The sequence below is a fragment of the Flavobacterium sp. ALD4 genome, from assembly GCF_002836475.1.
GTDB lineage: Bacteria > Bacteroidota > Bacteroidia > Flavobacteriales > Flavobacteriaceae > Flavobacterium.
In genome coordinates, this window is sequence record NZ_PJBJ01000022.1 from 19,010 (window position 1) to 36,943 (window position 17,934).

Sequence of the window (17,934 nt, forward strand, 5' to 3'; positions counted from 1 at the left end):
GACTAATTTATATAAAGCTATTTGACTATTGAGGTGCTGATTCTAACAATTCTATTTCAAACACAATATTGGTATTAGGAGGAATTACATCTCCCGCACCACCTGCACCATAAGCTAAGTGAGAGGGTATGAATAAAATGGCCTTATCACCAAAAGATAGTTTTTCTAATCCTTCGATGAAACCAGGAATCATGCCATCTTTTTTTCCAGACTGAAATGGAATGGGTTGGTATCCATTTTGAGCTGCTCTAGCAGGATCAAATTTGCCATAAGTTTGAGCGACGTTTTCTATACTTGTATCAAATAGATGTCCATCTTCTAGAAAACCTGCATAATGGATGAATAATGCAGCTCCTTTGGCCGGTTTTTTGCCACCCCCTTTTTTAGTGATAACGTATTTAAGGCCGGTAGATGTTTTTGTTGCCTTTCTTTGCAGGGCGTTAAAATATTTCATCTTGTCTTGACGGACATCCTTATACTTCTCGTCGTACTTTTTTTTACTCTGTTCTTCAATAGCTAGTTTTTTCTTTTGATTTTCAGATTCCACAGAGAAATAATCGTAGAAAGTTTTTGTAGCATTAAACTTTTTTGCTGCTTCTCCTTTTCGGATAATAGTTACTTTATTAACGTAATCGTTTTGCTCAATCAGATTTACGACATCGATTCCTTTATCGACTACGTGGCCAAAAATAGTATGCTTACCGTCTAACCATGGAGTAGCAACATGTGTAATAAAAAATTGACTACTGTTAGTTGCAGGACCATTATTTGCCATTGCTAAAACGCCACCTGCATCAAAACGTAAATCGGTAAATTCATCTTTAAATTTATATCCAGCATCGCCCGATCCTGTGCCTAATGGATCTCCTGTTTGTATCATGAAGTCTTTGATTACTCGGTGAAATCGCAGTCCATCATAAAAAGGGCGTCCCTTAAGGTTGTCATTAGTGACAAAATCATTTTTACCTTCTGCTAAAGTAATAAAGTTGGCGACCGTTATAGGTGCTTTGTTATAATCTAAAGCTACGATTATATCTCCTTTGCTAGTTGTTATTTTGGCAAATAAACCATCTGGGAGGTTGCTGTTTTCCTCGTTACAAGAGTATAATGTTGTAATTGCGAGTAATACGAATAGGATCTTTTTTTTCATAACGATATTGGTTAGCTTACTACTTTAAAGTGTCTTTTGGTTGTGTTGGGGTTGATCTTGTTTTTTTTATTGGACTCTGCACTTGCTCTTTAGGGGCTTGTATTGCTGTTTTCATGGCTGATACATCAGGAATTGATGTTGGATCCATTTGTTTTTTATAGACCGCTTCCGACATAAAATCACGTAATGTAACGGTGCAAATCAAGGGTTGGTTGTGGCCAATTCTTTTATTGTCACCATGATAACCAAATCCCATGTGCGACGGAAAAAGAAAGTTCACTTTTTCATTTTTATGCATTAGTTTGATACCGTCTCTTAATCCCATCATGATGTCTTGTTTGTCGACATAATAAATTTGCGGTCGTAATTCTAATTCCGAGTAGATGATAGCACCGCCAAGGTCTTTTATTTCATAGTCAAAGAAAACCACATCTCCTTTTTTTGGAGTCAGGGTGTCTACTTCATTTTCACTTTCATAGGAATACCAATAGCCTTTTGAAGAAGACATATAATCCAACCCTGGATTACTTTTCATCAGTTTTTTTATCTGATCTTCTTCGCCAGCCACTAATTTTTTATTTCTTTCCACTGATTTTTTCATGAAACTTCCCGACGTTTGTGAAATAGGTCTTCGGGCTTCCTGATGCTGTTTACAACTGGAAACCATAAGTGATAAAAATAAGGCAATTACAATAATAGGATTAAATTTCATGATGTGTTATATCGTTAGTTTTGTTACTAAATCCTCAAATTTGCGTACTGTTTCTTCCATCGATACTTCTGACTTTCCACCAGCGGCATTGCGATGTCCACCGCCGTGAAAATGATCTCTTGCGAATTGATTGACATCAAAGTCACCTTGTGAACGAAAGGATATTTTGATTATTTTTTCGTCTTTATTTTCGATAAAAATGGCTGTAAATACAATTCCTTTTATACTTAAACCATAATTTACGATGCCTTCAGTATCTCCCTTAACATAATCAAAGGTATTCAATTCATCTTGAGTTAGCGTAGTATAGGTTGTTTGATGTTTTAAAATTACTTTCAAGTTTTGAAGTGCTCTGCCCAATAGTTGCAATCGGCTGTACGAACTGTTTTCAAAAAGCAAAGTGGGTATTTTAGTGTTTTCAACACCTAAATCAATTAATTCGGCAACGATTCTATGCGTGTTTCCGGTGGTTCCCGGGAATCGGAAAGAACCGGAATCAGTTAGAATTCCAGTATAGATGCAGGTTCCGATTGTCTTGTCGATGTCTTCTTTTTTACCAAGAAAAGAAATGAAGTTGTATAACATTTCGCAAGTCGACCCAAAAGAGGTGTCCGAATATGTGTAAGCGGCATAATCATCCGGTTTTTGATGGTGGTCAATCATGATAAATGGCGCTTTCATCTCAGATAAAACAGCTTCCATTCCGCCACCTACACGGTGCAAAGCATTGAAATCTAAAGTAAAAATTAGATCGGCCGCTTCGAGTATTTCAGTGCAGTTTTCTTTGTCTTGTTCGAATATTTTAACGGTCTCTGAGCCTGGAAGCCAAGCTAGGAAATCCGGAAATTCATTTGGAGCAATCACGATAGGTTCATGATTATTTTTTAATAAAAAGTGGTATAATCCTAAGGTAGAACCCATAGCATCCCCGTCAGGACCTCTATGTGGAATAATTGCAATTTTTTTTGGTGTTGCTAATAACAACTGTATCGCTTGAATGTCTTGTGTTTTCATAGTATGCGAATTTACATTTTTTTAATGTAATGTTTAAATCATTTAAGGAATTAACGTTGTTTTGTAGATCAAAAATTGTCCAGTTTTCTTCTTTTAAATTTTTGATACAAATGATATTTAGCTCCTTTTATAATTTGTGAGTGGTAAATACCTACCGATCCCGATGCCAAATAAGCTATAAAACAGGCAATTCCGATAAATAATCCGCTTTCCATTCCAAAGAGTTCCATGCCCATAATCGTGCAGGCGACAGGCGTATGAGTGGCCCCTGAAAAAACAGCCACAAATCCCATTCCTGCTAAAAGCGCAATAGGTAATGGGACAAAAATCGATAAGGCGCTTCCCAATGTGGCGCCAATAAAAAAGAGAGGGGTGACTTCACCGCCTTTAAAACCTGCACCTAAGGTAAATCCAGTAAACAATATTTTGAGTAAAAAGTCATAATATTCACTTGGGTTAGAAAAGGATTCGACAATAATAGGAACTCCTAAGCCCAAGTATTTTGTGGTTCCGATGAAATACATAGCGGATGCAAATATAATCCCTCCCACAAAAGGACGCAGTGGAGGATATGGTATTGTTTTCGAAAATAAACTACCCCAATAATGGGTGCTTCTGGAAAAAAGCATCGCTGCTAGGCCAAATAGAACACTAATAGGAATTATCCAGAGCAATAGCGTTAAAGTGAAGGAAGGGACGATAGGAATGGCATAGTGGGTGTGTTTTACTTCCCATAACTCGACTGTATAGTAAGCGATAAAGGCTACCAGAAAGGACAAAATAATACTCTTATAACTAATTTTACTAAAATACAGTACCTCTAACGCAAATAAAGCCCCTGCTAACGGTGTCCCGAAAACGGAAGCAAATCCAGCACTGATTCCTAAAATGATTAGTGTTTTTCTGTCTGAATTATCGAGTTTGAAAAGCCCAGTAAATTGATCGGCTATTGCTCCACCCATCTGTACTGCAGTTCCTTCACGACCGACTGATCCACCAAATAAATGGGTAATTATCGTACCGATAAGCACTAACGGAGCCATTTTTAAAGGAATCGTCTTTTGTGGATTTTCGTATTCTTCCAGTAATAAATTATTGCCTTTTACGACTTCTTTGCCATAATAATGATATCCTAATCCAATAAGTAATCCCCCAATTGGCAACAGCCAAATGACCCAGTTGTGTTGCCCTCTGTATTGTGCTGCCCATTCTAAAGCCGCTAATAAAAAGGCGGAGGCCGAGCCAGACAAAAAGCCAATCAAAACACAAATGAAAAGCCATTTAAGAGAGCTTGCTGTAATTTTTTTTATTTTTTCTGAATTCATTCGTTTCAATAGTGGAATTGCCCAAGCAATTTTTGGCTAAAGTATTACAATCCTTTCGAAATATTTTGTTTTTCAGGAAGTACAGCTGTAAATTCAATTTCCACAAGATATTCAGGAGCTATCAATTTACTGATTTCATAGAAACCGGTAGTAGGTTTTATATCTTTAAAAAATGCAGTATGCGCCTTAGCAACGGCCTCAAAGTTATTGATATTTGTAGTGAAAATTCGGGTACGAATGACGTCTTTCATGCTCGCGTTTAAATCTTCAAGTACTTTTTCTACTCTCTCTAGAATATTAAATGTTTGAGAGTAAGCATCGTCAGCTTTTACTTTTGCTCCATCCACGATAGCCACCGTTCCAGAAACTTCGATAATATTGCCAATACGCACAGCGCGACAATAGCCCATTTTATCTTCCCAAGGCGAACCTGTTAATATGTTTTCTCTTTTCATGATGATACATTTTTTAGTTTATTTCTATTAGAATTTAATTTTGTTATAAAGTTTGGTACATTTTTTGCAACTTTTAAAGGTAATAAAATAAAAAACATTGATTTTTGCATATAAATTCGATTTTGATAGATGGGTTTTAGCATATTTGATACACTGAAACATACTATTTTTGACAATTTAAAGTTATAAGAGTAAGTTAAAGTACGCCATTGTTATGTTTTTATAATATTGGTTTTTTATTTTTAAAAAAAATTGCATAAATGATCAATAAATATACAAACGGTATAAAGCGAATTTTCCTTTTTATTTTGACATTTGGAATAATTTCCAACAGTTATTCTCAGGATAAATTTGACGATAAGTTTAAAGCAGTTCCTCCGAAAATTAAGCCTTTAAAAATTAAAGAAGTAATAGCACAGGTACCAGGGCCTCCTAAAGTGAAACCTTATGTTGCTGATCCTATCCCAGAAAACAATTTTAAAGTGCCCAAAAATGATGATATCATTGCATCAGAAGTTTATAAAAAAAACCAGGATTTAGGTGTTTTTAAAACTAGTTCTAAAATTGCAAACGTAAGATATCGCGATGGAGCCTATGTTGATGGGGATAAAATTAGGATTTATGTAAATTATAAGGTCGTAGAGTATGAGGTGGTATTGGATGGGGACTTTAAAGGATTTGAAATAAATCTGGAAAAAGGGGTTAATATAATTGATTTTGAAGCGTTAAATGAAGGTTTTGCCGCACCCAATACGGCAGAATTTGAAGTTTATGACGATAATGGTAAGATGATTTCTTCGAGTCAATGGAATATAGGAATTGGGTACAAGGCTACAATAATTATAGACAAGCAGTAGATGTATTTTTTAATAAGACTGATTGAACTCTAAATGTGGGATGTTTTTCAATTAGATAAGGTTAATTTTTTTTTAATGTTAGTTTGAGGTTTTGTTTTCTAATTAGAAAGCTTGGTATATTTGTCGCGACTCGATATTTAGAGTATTTAAAAACAAAGAGGTGTAACATGAAGCATATATTATTGGTTATTATGACGTGTTTTGCAATAAACGGCTATTCTCAAATGGAGTTTAGTTCTAAGTTTAAAGCAATACCTCCTTTGGATACAGGCATTAAAACTAAAAAAGCAATTCCCGCACCGGTTGCGCCACCAGATATTATAGCTCCTAATATTTTAAAAAAGCCTGAAGTCAAATTTCAGAGTACTAATTTTAAAATTGGTGATCCTGACCCTATTTCCATGATTCAAACCAATGATTTTATTAATCCAGGGGATGAAGTGATGGATAAAATGAATAAGAGTATTGAAAAATCATTAGTAAAAAATGGATTAAAAGAGGATACATCGTATTTAAATATCAAAGACTTGGATTTTGGAATCATCCGAACAAAGTCAAAATCTTTAATGATTCGAGTACGAGATTATGGTGCAATTGATGGCGATTTAATCAAAGCTACCATTATACATAATTATAAGGGTACTGTTTTAGTAAATAATTTATACTTGGATACAAATTATAAAGACATCAAAATAGAGCTTCAAGAGGGACTTAATTATTTAGAGTTAGAGGCTCTAAACCGCGGGGCACTTGGAGGAAACACAGGCGCTTTTTATATTTATGATACTGAAGGAAAGTTGTTGCTGTCTGACTTGTGGAATAATTTTGACACAGGAGTCAAATCTAAATTTACATTTATAAAAGAATAAAGTTGCCTTGTACGAGCTAAAAAGGATCAGCTGTAACTCTGAACTTCATATCTCCTTTCACGGTAATGTCTTGCGTTATAGTTTCTTTAATCACAGCTTCAGCTCGCAATTTAAAGGAAGGAGCTTTGATGTACTTATCCAGTTTCTCAGCAGTAGTTATAAGTGTTAAAATGTTTGAAGTGGAATTTATATCGTCTTTGTAAGCTAATTCAATTTCGTCGTTCGCATCTGTTGAAATATAAAGATGAATTGATTTTAAAAAACTGAAAGTTTCGTTGGCAGGGTCACTTATTGTTACTGTCAACTCTTTTAATCTCACGTCTTTTACTAAGTTAGCCTTCGTGTTGTTATTCTCAAATTCAGCGCTGGAATTGGTAGTGATATCTGGTGTTACAAAGGGAACGGCTATACCAACAGGTAATCCGCTTGGAATTGTAAAAGTAGTCTGATTGGAAATTGTAAATGTCAGTAATTGGTCTACTACACTACAGGAAACGATAAAAAGACTTAAAGTAGCGATGGTTGTATAAATATATTTCTTCAAAATATTTTTTTTAAATTAATGATTTACAAAAGTACTTAATAAAGTATAAGTAATACGTTATTAAACAGACTTGTGTCTATTGTTGGATTTTTTGATTGTATTTTTTTTGTAAGTATTCTGTTTTTAAATAATTAGATTCTTTATTTTTAGATTGATTTGCGTTGAATTATACAGTAATTTCTTAGGTTATATAAAAACAGTGTAGCCTGCATTCAAAGTCTTGTATCATGTCAGTTTGCCTGTTTTCTTCACTTTTTCACACTTAATAGCTGTACCGGAAAAATATATTGCAATTTTTCAAAATTCAATTTTTCAATCCCGAATATAAAAAGTATTTTTGCGCATGCAACACAACGTACTTATTTTAGATTTCGGATCGCAATATACACAGCTTATTGCGCGTAGAGTTCGCGAATTAAATATATTCTGCGAAATTTTCCCATACAATCATTTCCCGAGTGATTTATCAAGTTATAAAGCCGTAATTCTTGGAGGAAGCCCCTTTTCTGTTAGAGGAGAAGATGCGCCGCATCCAGATTTATCCCAAATTAGAGGCAAATTGCCTATGCTCGCCGTATGTTATGGAGCACAATACTTAGCTCATTTTAGTGGTGGGGAAGTAGCGGCTTCAAATACGAGAGAATATGGTCGAGCTAACTTATCTTATATTAAAGAGAATGAAGTTTTCTTTGAAGGTGTTTCAGAGAATAGCCAAGTTTGGATGAGTCATAGCGACAGCATAAAAGCCTTACCAACAAATGGTGTAAAGCTTGCCAGTACCCATGATGTCGAATTTGCAGCTTACAAAATTGAGGGCGAAACAACATATGCTATTCAGTACCATCCAGAAGTTTTTCACTCTACTGACGGGTCAAAAATGCTGGAAAATTTCTTGGTAAAAATTGCTGAGGTTCCTCAAAATTTCACTCCAAATGCTTTCGTAGAAGATATGGTTGCTGAACTGAAAGAGAAATTGCAGGATGATAAGGTAGTTCTTGGACTTTCTGGTGGAGTAGATTCTACTGTGGCAGCGGTTTTATTACACCAAGCTATCGGTAAAAATCTATACTGCGTTTTTGTTAATAATGGTTTACTTCGTAAAAACGAATACCAAAGTGTACTGGATCAATACAAAGGAATGGGTTTAAACGTTAAAGGAGTAGATGCGGGGGATCGCTTCTTGTCAGAACTTGCCGGCGTAAGTGATCCTGAAACAAAACGTAAAATTATCGGTAGAGTATTTATAGAGGTTTTTGATGATGAATCTCATTTAATTGAAGACGTAAAATGGTTGGCACAAGGAACAATATATCCTGATGTAATTGAATCGGTTTCTGTAAAAGGACCTTCAGCTACAATAAAATCACATCATAATGTAGGTGGTTTACCTGATTATATGAAATTGAAAATTGTAGAGCCACTTCGTATGCTTTTTAAAGATGAAGTTCGTAGAGTAGGGGCTTCATTAGGAATTGATGCTGAATTATTAGGAAGACATCCTTTTCCGGGACCTGGATTGTCCATTAGAATCTTAGGAGATATCACACCAGAAAAAGTTAGTATTTTACAAGATGTAGATGCTGTTTTTATCGATGGATTAAAATCTTGGGGATTGTACGACAAAGTATGGCAAGCCGGAGCAATCCTTCTTCCTGTAAATAGTGTAGGGGTAATGGGTGATGAGCGTACTTATGAAAAAGTAGTTGCGCTACGTGCTGTAGAATCTACCGATGGTATGACTGCAGACTGGGTACATTTACCATATGATTTCTTAATGAAAGTGTCAAATGATATTATCAATAAAGTAAAAGGAGTTAATAGGGTGGTATATGACATTAGTTCAAAACCGCCTGCAACAATTGAATGGGAATAGGGTATAATTTTTTTTATTCCTTGTTGCGAATAATTGTTTTTAATATTCGTTAGATAAACGGTACCAATTTTTTTTAATTAAAATTTGGTACCGTTTTTGTTATCTTTGAACCAATAATTTATACACATACTATGATGAAGTATTTTTTTGCAATTTACATTACCCTTTTCCTATTTACCTCAAACGTTTTTTCACAGGAAAAAATAATAACACATAAAGTAGAGAAGGGAGAAACAATCAATCAAATAGCACAAAAGTATACCGTTACCCCTTACGATATTTATCAATTAAACCCTGATGTACAAAGAGGGCTTAAGCCAAATAGTATTTTACTGATCCCAAATAAAGCAGGTGCGAAAATTCCAAGTACACAGACTGAAACAAATGGGCAGTCGCAATCTCATGTAGTGATTGCAAAAGAAACTTTGTACGGACTCGAAAAGGAATACGGGGTTTCTGATGAAGATTTGAAAAGAGCTAATCCGTTTCTTGAAGAAGAAGGATTGCAAATTGGACAGATTATCACTATCCCGTCAAAAAATGTACCGAAAGATGTCCCGAAAAATACGGTTGTACACCAAGATAAAATCATTTTTCATGATGTACTTGAAAAGGAAACTAAATATTCTATTGCTAAAAAACATGGAATTTCTATTCAGGAATTAGAAAAACGCAATCCAGCAGTGGTTAGTAGTTTACCCATTGGATTCAGATTGATAATTAAGGGTACGGATCTAAAAGCAGAAAAAGTAGTAGAAAAAGTAACAGGAAGCACAACTAATAAAGCAGAGGTAAAAGACGAAAAGGAGAAACAAAACCTTAAAACGGCCATTGCGGTGGTTGATTATGTTTCTTATGAAGTAAAACCTAAAGAAACGCTATACAGTCTGTCAAAAATGTTTGACACGACACAAGAAGAGATTATCACGCTTAATCCGGAGCTTAATAGCGGAGTTGAAATTGGGATGGTGTTGAGAATTCCTTCTAAAACTCCGGTTTCAATTGAAGATAAAAAAGAATATAAGTCTTTGTCTAAAAAAATCACCTACGGATCCCGTAAAAGAATTGCGTTACTTTTACCTTTTAATATAGCTGCTGTTGAAGGGGATACCATAAATTCTACTTTTGCCCGTTTGAAAAAAGATAAGTTTTTAAATATGACTTTAGATTTTTATGCGGGAGCTTTAATAGCTATTGATTCAGCTAGAACTTTAGGTTTTCCTATCGATGTCGAAATTTATGACTCCCGTGAAACTAAAAACAGTTCTGATGTCGCTGCGATAATTCAAAATAAAAATCTTGAAAATGCCAACGCCATAATTGGCCCGTTTTATCAAAGTAATGCAGAAATAGCTGCACGGCTACTGAGTGTGAATAATGTGCCTGTTATTTCTCCATTATCGAAAGATATCGGAAATCCTTACGCTAACTTATACCAAACCATACCTACAAACGAAGCGATTAAAAATGCTATGTTCGACTATATGCGATCAAAGAGTGGCAATATCATAGCTGTAGTGGACAAGAAGAAAGAGTCTATTGTACAATACATAAAACAAGGCCAAAAGGATGTGCGGTTTGTGGCTTTCAAGGAAAATGGAAGTTTGTCAGCGGAAAGTCTGAAAAGCATGTTGGTGAAAGATAGAATAAATTATGTAGTAATGGAAACTGGGAATACCTGGATGATAAAAACCACTATGGAGACTATGTTGAGCTCTATGCCAGTTTATCAAGTACAGTTAGTGATTTTAGAGCCGAATGAAACGTTGGACACAGATGAAATTAAATTTTTGAATCTTGCGAAATTAAAATTGATGTATCCTTCGGTTACCAGTGATTACGTCTCTCCTGAAGAAGCGATTTTTGAAAAAAAATATAGAAAAACAAATAATGTTTTTCCTAGTGATTATGCTACACGTGGTTTTGACATGACTTTTGATACGATGATGCGATTGGTGCAAAATAAAAGTTTTGAAGAAACGGTGAATTCAGCAGCAACAAAACAGGTAGAAAATAAATTTGAATACTATAAAAAACAAGATGGCGGGTACACAAACAAAGGCGTTTTTATAATGTATTACGATACGGATTTGATCATCAAAGAAGCGAACTAATTACCTCAAGGCTAAACTGATTAAGAGGTTTAATAACGTCATCGTTACAGTTGTATCAGGATCTAATTATTTTGAATGCTCCAGTGAAAAAAACAGCGAAGACTTGTCCTGTTTTGTTAAGTTTAAACACTGAAATCGAAAAAGAATTATTATAACTGGAAATAAATTAAATAATAGAGAGTTTAGAAATGGGCGGTTAGAATGAAAAACTAAGTAGAACTGTTTTTTTTTCTTGACGAATTTAGGATGTTATTTATTCTTTATTACATTATCTAACCTCTAATCTCACACCTCTCACCTCTCACCTCTCACTTCTTTCTTAATGGATAAAAATCAACAACAACTTATAAAACTTGCCCACACTAAAATGCCTTTTGGTAAGTACGAAGGGAAATTCTTAATTGATTTGCCGGAATACTATGTGGTATGGTATAATAACAAAGGGTTTCCAAAGGGAGAATTAGGCGACCAGTTAAAACTTATATATGAGTTAAAATTGAATGGACTGGAAGAATTGATATGGAATATCAAAAAAAGATATCCTAAACCTCACTAATTTAAGATATTAGTGAGGTTTTTTTCTTGAAATGGGTTGTGTTAAGCAATTGTCAATTTTCCGAATTATCTCATTTTCAAATTAGCATATTCTCGATTTATAATCGTATTTTTGCCAAGTTTTTGACACAACTACAATACAAACAACAACAGAATGAATCAAACGAAATATATTTTTGTTACTGGCGGTGTGACTTCTTCTTTAGGGAAAGGTATAATCGCAGCATCTTTGGCAAAATTGTTACAAGCACGAGGATATCGAACGACTATCCAAAAGTTCGACCCCTATTTAAATGTTGATCCAGGTACTTTAAACCCATATGAACATGGGGAATGTTACGTGACTGATGATGGCGCTGAAACTGATTTAGATTTAGGTCATTACGAACGTTTCTTAAATGTTCCTACTTCTCAAGCAAATAATGTTACTACAGGAAGAATTTATCTTTCGGTTATTGAAAAAGAAAGAAGAGGGGAGTTTCTGGGGAAAACCGTGCAAGTCGTGCCTCATATCACTAATGAAATAAAAGACAGAATGCAATTGCTTGGTAATTCAGGTGATTTTGATATTGTTATAACTGAAATTGGAGGAACAGTAGGGGATATTGAATCGTTGCCTTATATAGAATCTGTTCGTCAATTAGTTTGGGATTTAGGAGAGCATAATGCTATTGTCATACATTTAACTTTAGTGCCTTACTTAGCTGCTGCTGGTGAATTAAAAACAAAACCTACACAGCATTCAGTGAAAACTTTAATGGAAAGCGGAATTAAAGCTGATATTTTAGTTTGTAGAACAGAGCATGAAATTTCAGATGAAATTCGCAATAAATTAGCCTTGTTTTGTAATGTAAAAAGAGAAGCAGTAATTCAGTCTATTGATGCCGCAACTATTTATGAAGTACCTAATTTAATGTTGGAAGAAGGTCTTGATGTTGTTGCTTTGAAGAAATTAGACTTGCCTAAAAAAGCCGCTCCAGATTTGAAAAATTGGAATACTTTTTTACGTAGAATAAAAAACCCAAAACATTCTATAAGTATTGGTTTGATTGGCAAGTATGTAGAAATGCAAGATTGTTATAAATCAATTTTAGAAGCTTTTATTCACGCAGGAGCTTCAAATGAGACTAAGGTAAATATAATTTCAATTCATTCTGAGTATATTGACGCTTCAAATATTGAAGCGAAATTAAAAAACCTTGACGGTATACTTGTTGCCCCAGGTTTTGGAGAAAGAGGAATTGAAGGGAAGATAGAAGCAGTTCGTTATGCACGTGAAAATAAAGTTCCTTTTTTCGGAATTTGTTTAGGAATGCAAATGGCGGTTATCGAATACTCCAGAAATGTTTTAGGGTATGCTGATGCCAATTCGACAGAAATGAATGAGCATACTGAACACCCGGTCGTTGGTTTAATGGAAGAACAAAAGAATATAACTGATAAAGGGGGGACAATGCGTCTTGGCGCGTGGAAATGTGACCTTAAGCCAGATTCATTAGCCTATAAAATATACGGAGAGTCGACTATTTCTGAACGCCACCGTCATCGTTATGAGTACAATAGTGCTTATGTTGATGAGTTGCAAAATGCAGGATTGAAAGCATCAGGAGTGAATCCAGATACAGGGCTGGTTGAAATCGTGGAATTGGAAGATCATCCTTTTTTCATCGGAGTACAATACCATCCGGAATATAAAAGTACCGTTGCAAACCCACATCCTATTTTTGTGAATTTTGTAGCCGCTGCTGTAAAAGCAAAAAAGAAATAATTTCAGTATATCAAAAAGATAATGAAATCTAATTTTTGTTTGTCGGAAAGCGATAAACAATGAAACATAAATAATTTTTAGTATAATGGAACAGAAGAAATTTGACCCGAATTCGATAATTGGCTTTGTATTGATTTTTGGGATATTGCTGTGGATAATGTATCAAAACCAACCAGATCCGGTAGTAATTGCAGCCGAGAAAGCGCAAAAGGAAATGGTGGTTCAGGAAGCGAAAGCGAAAGAATTGAATGACAAAGTGGTTGCTGAAGCCACAGTTGCTGTTGCCACCACTGGAGATTCTACACAATTAGCGCAATTGACTCAAAAACTTGGAGATTTTGCTTATTCCGCTACATTACCATCTGCTAAAGAAGGCTTTACGACTATCGAAAATAAATTAGTTAAATTAAAAATTGCTAATAAAGGGGGGTATATTGTTGAAGCTACATTAAAAGATTTCCAAAGATTTAAAAAAGGATCTGGAGAATTAGTAAAGTTGATTAGAGATAGCAATGCTATGTTGAATGTACAGTTGCTTACAAGCGACAACCGTACTTTAAATACGAAAGATTTATTTTTTGAACCTAATTTAACAAAAGCAGGTTCTGATGAGGTGCTTACCATGCGATTAAAAGCGGGTGCAAACGAGTATTTAGAATATAAGTATGTTTTGAAGGCAGATGATTATATGCTTGATTTTGATATTCATTCTCAAGGTTTAAATAAGGTTTTAAATTCATCAAAACCATTAAATCTTGAATGGAATTTAAAAACGTACACTAACGAGAAGAGTACGAGCTATGAAAATCGTTATTCTGAGCTTTATTACGAGCATGAGGATGGGAAAAGTAATTATTTAGGGCTTGGGCAGGACGAGGCTGACATTGTTAACGACGTATCTTATATTGCTTATAAGCAACACTTTTTTGCTTCCATTTTATTGACAGACGTACCATTCGCAAAAGCGGAAATATTTTCAAACAATTTAGTTAAGGATGAGGCAACGGATACGATTTTTACAAAACAATTTAAAGCGGTTATTCCTTTAGCATTCAAAAACGGGGAGATTGATCAAAAAATGAATTGGTATTACGGTCCAACGGATTACGCCTTGTTGAAAACGTATGACAAGAACTTAGAAGATATCGTTGCTTTAGGTTGGGGTATTTTTGGATGGATAAACCGTCATGCGTTTATACCTATGTATGGTTTTTTAAGTTCGTTTATTCAACATGGTTGGGCTATTATATTGTTTACTGTATTAATTAAATTAGCGATGTCTCCTATTACTTATAAATCATTTTTGTCACAAGCAAAAATGAAAGTATTGAGACCGGAAATTAATGAGTTAGGTGAAAAGTTCAAAAAGGATGCGATGAAAAAGCAACAGGAAACAATGAAGCTTTATAATAAAGCGGGCGTGAATCCTATGGCAGGTTGTATACCGGGACTAATGCAGGCCCCTATTTTTTATGCTTTATTTCAATTCTTTCCTTCTGCAATAGGTTTGAGACAAAAAGGATTCCTTTGGGCAGATGATTTATCTTCATTTGACTCCATTTACGAGTTACCGTTTCATGTTCCGTTATACGGGAGTCATATTAGTTTATTTCCTATTCTGGCCTCAATTGCTATTTTCTTTTATATGAAAATGACGACAGGAGATCAACAAATGGCTGCTCCTACGCAGGAAGGGATGCCAGATATGGCAAAAATGATGAAAATAATGATTTATGTTTCACCATTGATGATGTTGTTTTTCTTTAATAGTTACGCTTCTGGATTGAGTTTGTATTATTTTATATCTAATACAATTACAATTGGAATTATGCTTGTCATTAAAAATTATATTATTGACAGTGATAAGATCCATGCTCAAATTCAAGAGAATAAGAAAAAAGAGCCTAAGAAACAAGGTAAATTCCAACGTAAACTTCAAGAAGTTATGGAACAAGCTGAGGCTCAAAAAGCGAAAGATAAAAAGAAATAGTAATTGCTACTTCATAAAAAAAAAGCTCCCAATTTGGGGGCTTTTTTTGTTTTTAGTAAATTACGTTTTTTAAAAAGTTGGTAGTGCGACTTTGCCCAGAACAGGAATGACTCCATTGAAATATTGTACACGAGTTGCAGTTATTGTTGCTTTTCTGGTTTTTTTATTTGCAATTTTGGTTCGCCTTATCAATAGAATTTTAAAGTTTTGGGTAGTTTGTAGCGTAGCGACGATTTGACCCTTTGTTAAATTATATGGGAGAATATCTTTTGGCGCCAGGTGGTGTTGTAAAACTTTTGTGGGATTGTCGTTAGAAATACTTTCGATTGCTGTAGAGGTTGACTTTGTATTAGAATTATACTATTGAGGGTTATGTTATTAGACTAAAATTCAAAAGAGCAAGTAATAAGAGTCACAGTAACAAGGTCAACTCCAACGTAAATTTCAAAAAGTTATGGAATAGTATGAGACTCAGAAAAGCAAATCATTAAAAGAAATAACTGTTTCTGCTTCATAAAAAAAAGCTCCCATAACTGGGAGCTTTTCTGTTTTTAATAAATTATTTTTTAAAAAGTAGGTAGTAGTACTTTGTCTAGAACATGAATGACTCCATTAGAACATTGTACATCAGTTGCAGTGATAGTTGCTATTCTAGCATTTGCATCTTCAATCTTGGGAACCCCTGTCAATAGAACTTTAAAGGTTTGAGGAGTTTGTAGCGTAGGAACAACTTGACCTTCTGTTAAACTTGCAGCTAGAATATTTCCGGAGACCACATGGTATTGTAAGACCTTTGTCAAATTAGCGGCAGAAACGCTCTCGATTCCTCCAGGTGCTAACTCCGTATTTAAAGCAGTAAAAGCATCGTTAGTCGGAGCAAATACGGTAAAAAATGGTTTTTCTCCTGATAAAATGGTTACAAAATCCGGTTGACCTTCTCCTGTTAAAGCACCAACTAAAGAAGTGAAATTAGGATTGGCAGTAGCATGAGTTACAATAGTTGGTAAACCTATAACGTTATCGACTAGATGTATAACACCATTAGAAGCCATGATGTCAGCATTTGTAACTGTTGCAACACCATTAAGCATTACCTTACCCCCAGCTGTGTTTACAAACATACTTAAGGGGTTTGCGGTCGAAGCGCTTCCTTTGGCCAAAGTTTTGATGTAAGTAGTTGTTAAGTCGGTAGATTTTACAGAACCGCTAACAACGTGGTTCAGTAAAATTTGCATTAAAGCAGCTTTTGGAACATCATCTAAGGAGGGGTATCCTTCTGATGAAAGGAAAGCTGTAAATGCTGCATTGGTCGGTGCGAATACAGTAAACGGTCCGCTTCCTTGTAAAGTAACTGCCAGCTCGGCTTTTGTCAATGCTTGAACCAAAATACTCAAGTCAGCTGTTTTTAATGCGATTCCTGTGATCGTATTGTCTACAGGAGGAGCAGTAGTGTTATTGTCATCATCACTACAGGAGGTTGCAAAGATAAATAAAATGACAAGCAAAGTAAAAATTTTCGTTTTCAATAATGTTTTCATGATTTTTATGTTTAATTGTTTTTTCTAAATTAGGTAAATTTTTAAAGTTTTTGTTAAATTTTTATTTAAAAATAATAAACAAAACATAAATTTATGATTTTTTTTTAAAATGTTTATCTTTCATAGATTAGGGTAATTGACTTATTAGTACGTTGATAATCAGTTATATATGTTTTGTTGTTAATTTTTTTATTTATCAAATGTGAAACAAATGTTAAAGCTGTTTTAGTAGGATTTCTTCTAGTGTCATCAAAGTTTTCTTTTTTAGTGCATATGTCATTTGATCATAAAAATGAGAAGTAGTGGGATGAAAACAGCTTGATGAATAGTTGGATTTATTCAAATGTTATTTAGGGGTTTTAATAAGGATTGAGAAATAATAAAATAAATAGTAAAATCGTTTACAGATAAAAGCGGTAATTTTGTTTCATAATAATAGCCTTAAATTATACAATACAATGAAAGATTATAAATTTTGTTTCCTTCTATTTTTAATGTTCTCGTGTCATATCATAATCGCTCAGACAGGTTATAATAAGAGTGATGAAAAAGGTAAAAAAAATGGAGTTTGGAGAGGGTTTTACCAAGATTCCAAAAGACCCAGGTATGAGGGAACTTTCGAACATGGAAAAGAAGTTGGAGTTTTCAATTTTTATGATGACACGAAGGCAAAATCGATAATAGCGACCAGAGAGTTTAATTCCACAGACAACTCAGCCTATACTGTTTTTTATGATCAGGCAAAAAACAAGGTAAGCGAGGGGAAGGTAAGTAATAAGTTGTTTGACGGGCAATGGAAGTATTATCATCAGGCTTCGAAAACCGTTATGACTGTCGAAAATTACAAGAATGGGAAGTTAGAAGGTGTGCGGTCTGTTTATTACCCCAGCGGTAAAATTGCTGAAGAAACCAATTATAGGAACAATGTAAAAGAAGGTGTCTATAAAAGTTTTTCCGATAACGGAACTGTACTAGAAGAATCGACTTATAAGGATAACGAATATAATGGACCAGCCGCTTTTAAAGATCCGCAAGGCAACGTAGTTTCAAAGGGAGAGTTTTTACACGGGAAGAAATCGGGGATTTGGCAATTTTTCGCGATTGGAAAACCAGTCGAAGAAATTAACATGAGTACTTCCGGAAATGCATTGAAATTCAAGGGCAATTAAG

General features: G+C 34.6%; 16 protein-coding genes. 8 read left to right on the top strand and 8 right to left on the bottom strand.

The features are described 5' to 3' along the window. Positions 1-25: 25 nt before the first annotated feature. The 5 genes from CXF59_RS00250 to CXF59_RS00270 all read right to left on the bottom strand — a co-directional run bounded on the left by CXF59_RS00250 (position 26) and on the right by CXF59_RS00270 (position 4,656). Entirely contained in the window at positions 26-1,150 is a 1,125-nt protein-coding gene (locus CXF59_RS00250; protein ID WP_101135727.1) for a peptidylprolyl isomerase, read from the bottom strand. A gap of 19 nt (positions 1,151-1,169) precedes the next feature. After that, complete coding sequence (gene gldI / locus CXF59_RS00255) at positions 1,170-1,862, bottom strand: gliding motility-associated peptidyl-prolyl isomerase GldI (RefSeq protein WP_101135728.1); 693 nt, start codon at positions 1,860-1,862, stop codon at positions 1,170-1,172. A gap of 6 nt (positions 1,863-1,868) precedes the next feature. Further along, a complete protein-coding gene (locus CXF59_RS00260) occupies positions 1,869-2,876 on the bottom strand; it encodes a bifunctional oligoribonuclease/PAP phosphatase NrnA (protein ID WP_101135729.1) in 1,008 nt (335 codons plus the stop codon). A gap of 68 nt (positions 2,877-2,944) precedes the next feature. Next, entirely contained in the window at positions 2,945-4,201 is a 1,257-nt protein-coding gene (locus CXF59_RS00265) for a voltage-gated chloride channel family protein (protein WP_101135730.1), read from the bottom strand. 44 nt (positions 4,202-4,245) lie between these two features. After that, positions 4,246-4,656, bottom strand: coding sequence for a RidA family protein (locus tag CXF59_RS00270; RefSeq protein WP_101135731.1), 411 nt, complete (start codon positions 4,654-4,656; stop codon positions 4,246-4,248). A gap of 260 nt (positions 4,657-4,916) precedes the next feature. Between CXF59_RS00270 and CXF59_RS00275 the strand changes: the two genes are divergently transcribed. Beyond that, entirely contained in the window at positions 4,917-5,513 is a 597-nt protein-coding gene (locus CXF59_RS00275; protein WP_101135732.1) for a hypothetical protein, read from the top strand. 167 nt (positions 5,514-5,680) lie between these two features. Then, positions 5,681-6,382: a hypothetical protein gene (locus CXF59_RS00280; protein ID WP_232758538.1), complete on the top strand. Its 702-nt coding sequence runs from the start codon at positions 5,681-5,683 to the stop codon at positions 6,380-6,382. A gap of 16 nt (positions 6,383-6,398) precedes the next feature. On the opposite strand, the gene CXF59_RS00285 is transcribed toward CXF59_RS00280, so the two are convergent. After that, the gene (locus tag CXF59_RS00285; RefSeq protein WP_101135734.1) at positions 6,399-6,926 is read right to left on the bottom strand and encodes a hypothetical protein; all 528 of its coding nucleotides are present in this window, start codon (positions 6,924-6,926) and stop codon (positions 6,399-6,401) included. 343 nt (positions 6,927-7,269) lie between these two features. Here CXF59_RS00285 and guaA point away from each other — a divergent pair, with 343 nt between their 5' ends. The 5 genes from guaA to yidC all read left to right on the top strand — a co-directional run bounded on the left by guaA (position 7,270) and on the right by yidC (position 15,226). Beyond that, complete coding sequence (gene guaA / locus CXF59_RS00290; RefSeq protein WP_101135735.1) at positions 7,270-8,799, top strand: glutamine-hydrolyzing GMP synthase; 1,530 nt, start codon at positions 7,270-7,272, stop codon at positions 8,797-8,799. Positions 8,800-8,930: 131 nt separating this feature from the next. Then, entirely contained in the window at positions 8,931-10,913 is a 1,983-nt protein-coding gene (locus CXF59_RS00295; protein WP_369828516.1) for a LysM peptidoglycan-binding domain-containing protein, read from the top strand. 322 nt (positions 10,914-11,235) lie between these two features. Beyond that, positions 11,236-11,469 (top strand): DUF3820 family protein, encoded by a 234-nt coding sequence (locus CXF59_RS00300; protein ID WP_101135737.1) that lies wholly within the window; start codon positions 11,236-11,238, stop codon positions 11,467-11,469. A gap of 153 nt (positions 11,470-11,622) precedes the next feature. Then, positions 11,623-13,236: a CTP synthase gene (locus CXF59_RS00305; protein WP_101135738.1), complete on the top strand. Its 1,614-nt coding sequence runs from the start codon at positions 11,623-11,625 to the stop codon at positions 13,234-13,236. A gap of 85 nt (positions 13,237-13,321) precedes the next feature. Next, entirely contained in the window at positions 13,322-15,226 is a 1,905-nt protein-coding gene (yidC, locus tag CXF59_RS00310) for a membrane protein insertase YidC (protein WP_101135739.1), read from the top strand. Positions 15,227-15,295: 69 nt separating this feature from the next. Here the strand turns inward: yidC and CXF59_RS15620 are convergent, their stop codons facing one another. After that, positions 15,296-15,553 (bottom strand): fasciclin domain-containing protein, encoded by a 258-nt coding sequence (locus CXF59_RS15620; RefSeq protein ID WP_157824503.1) that lies wholly within the window; start codon positions 15,551-15,553, stop codon positions 15,296-15,298. A 239-nt stretch (positions 15,554-15,792) separates the two neighbouring features. Further along, a complete protein-coding gene (locus tag CXF59_RS00315; RefSeq protein WP_101135740.1) occupies positions 15,793-16,764 on the bottom strand; it encodes a fasciclin domain-containing protein in 972 nt (323 codons plus the stop codon). A 458-nt stretch (positions 16,765-17,222) separates the two neighbouring features. Between CXF59_RS00315 and CXF59_RS00320 the strand changes: the two genes are divergently transcribed. Beyond that, positions 17,223-17,933: a toxin-antitoxin system YwqK family antitoxin gene (locus CXF59_RS00320; protein WP_101135741.1), complete on the top strand. Its 711-nt coding sequence runs from the start codon at positions 17,223-17,225 to the stop codon at positions 17,931-17,933. The last annotated feature ends 1 nt before the right edge of the window (position 17,934 follow it).

Bases quoted from the DNA above. Each gene is read 5' to 3' on its own strand.
- CXF59_RS00250 (WP_101135727.1), bottom strand. From the start codon at position 1,150: ATGAAAAAAAAGATCCTATTCGTATTACTCGCAATTACAACATTATAC.
- CXF59_RS00275 (WP_101135732.1), top strand. From the start codon at position 4,917: ATGATCAATAAATATACAAACGGTATAAAGCGAATTTTCCTTTTTATT.
- CXF59_RS00315 (WP_101135740.1), bottom strand. From the start codon at position 16,764: ATGAAAACATTATTGAAAACGAAAATTTTTACTTTGCTTGTCATTTTA.
- CXF59_RS00320 (WP_101135741.1), top strand. From the start codon at position 17,223: ATGAAAGATTATAAATTTTGTTTCCTTCTATTTTTAATGTTCTCGTGT.
- yidC (WP_101135739.1), top strand. From the start codon at position 13,322: ATGGAACAGAAGAAATTTGACCCGAATTCGATAATTGGCTTTGTATTG.
- CXF59_RS00295 (WP_369828516.1), top strand. From the start codon at position 8,931: ATGATGAAGTATTTTTTTGCAATTTACATTACCCTTTTCCTATTTACC.
- CXF59_RS00270 (WP_101135731.1), bottom strand. From the start codon at position 4,656: ATGAAAAGAGAAAACATATTAACAGGTTCGCCTTGGGAAGATAAAATG.
- CXF59_RS00300 (WP_101135737.1), top strand. From the start codon at position 11,236: ATGGATAAAAATCAACAACAACTTATAAAACTTGCCCACACTAAAATG.
- CXF59_RS00265 (WP_101135730.1), bottom strand. From the start codon at position 4,201: ATGAATTCAGAAAAAATAAAAAAAATTACAGCAAGCTCTCTTAAATGG.
- CXF59_RS00280 (WP_232758538.1), top strand. From the start codon at position 5,681: ATGAAGCATATATTATTGGTTATTATGACGTGTTTTGCAATAAACGGC.
- CXF59_RS00260 (WP_101135729.1), bottom strand. From the start codon at position 2,876: ATGAAAACACAAGACATTCAAGCGATACAGTTGTTATTAGCAACACCA.
- CXF59_RS00305 (WP_101135738.1), top strand. From the start codon at position 11,623: ATGAATCAAACGAAATATATTTTTGTTACTGGCGGTGTGACTTCTTCT.
- gldI (WP_101135728.1), bottom strand. From the start codon at position 1,862: ATGAAATTTAATCCTATTATTGTAATTGCCTTATTTTTATCACTTATG.
- guaA (WP_101135735.1), top strand. From the start codon at position 7,270: ATGCAACACAACGTACTTATTTTAGATTTCGGATCGCAATATACACAG.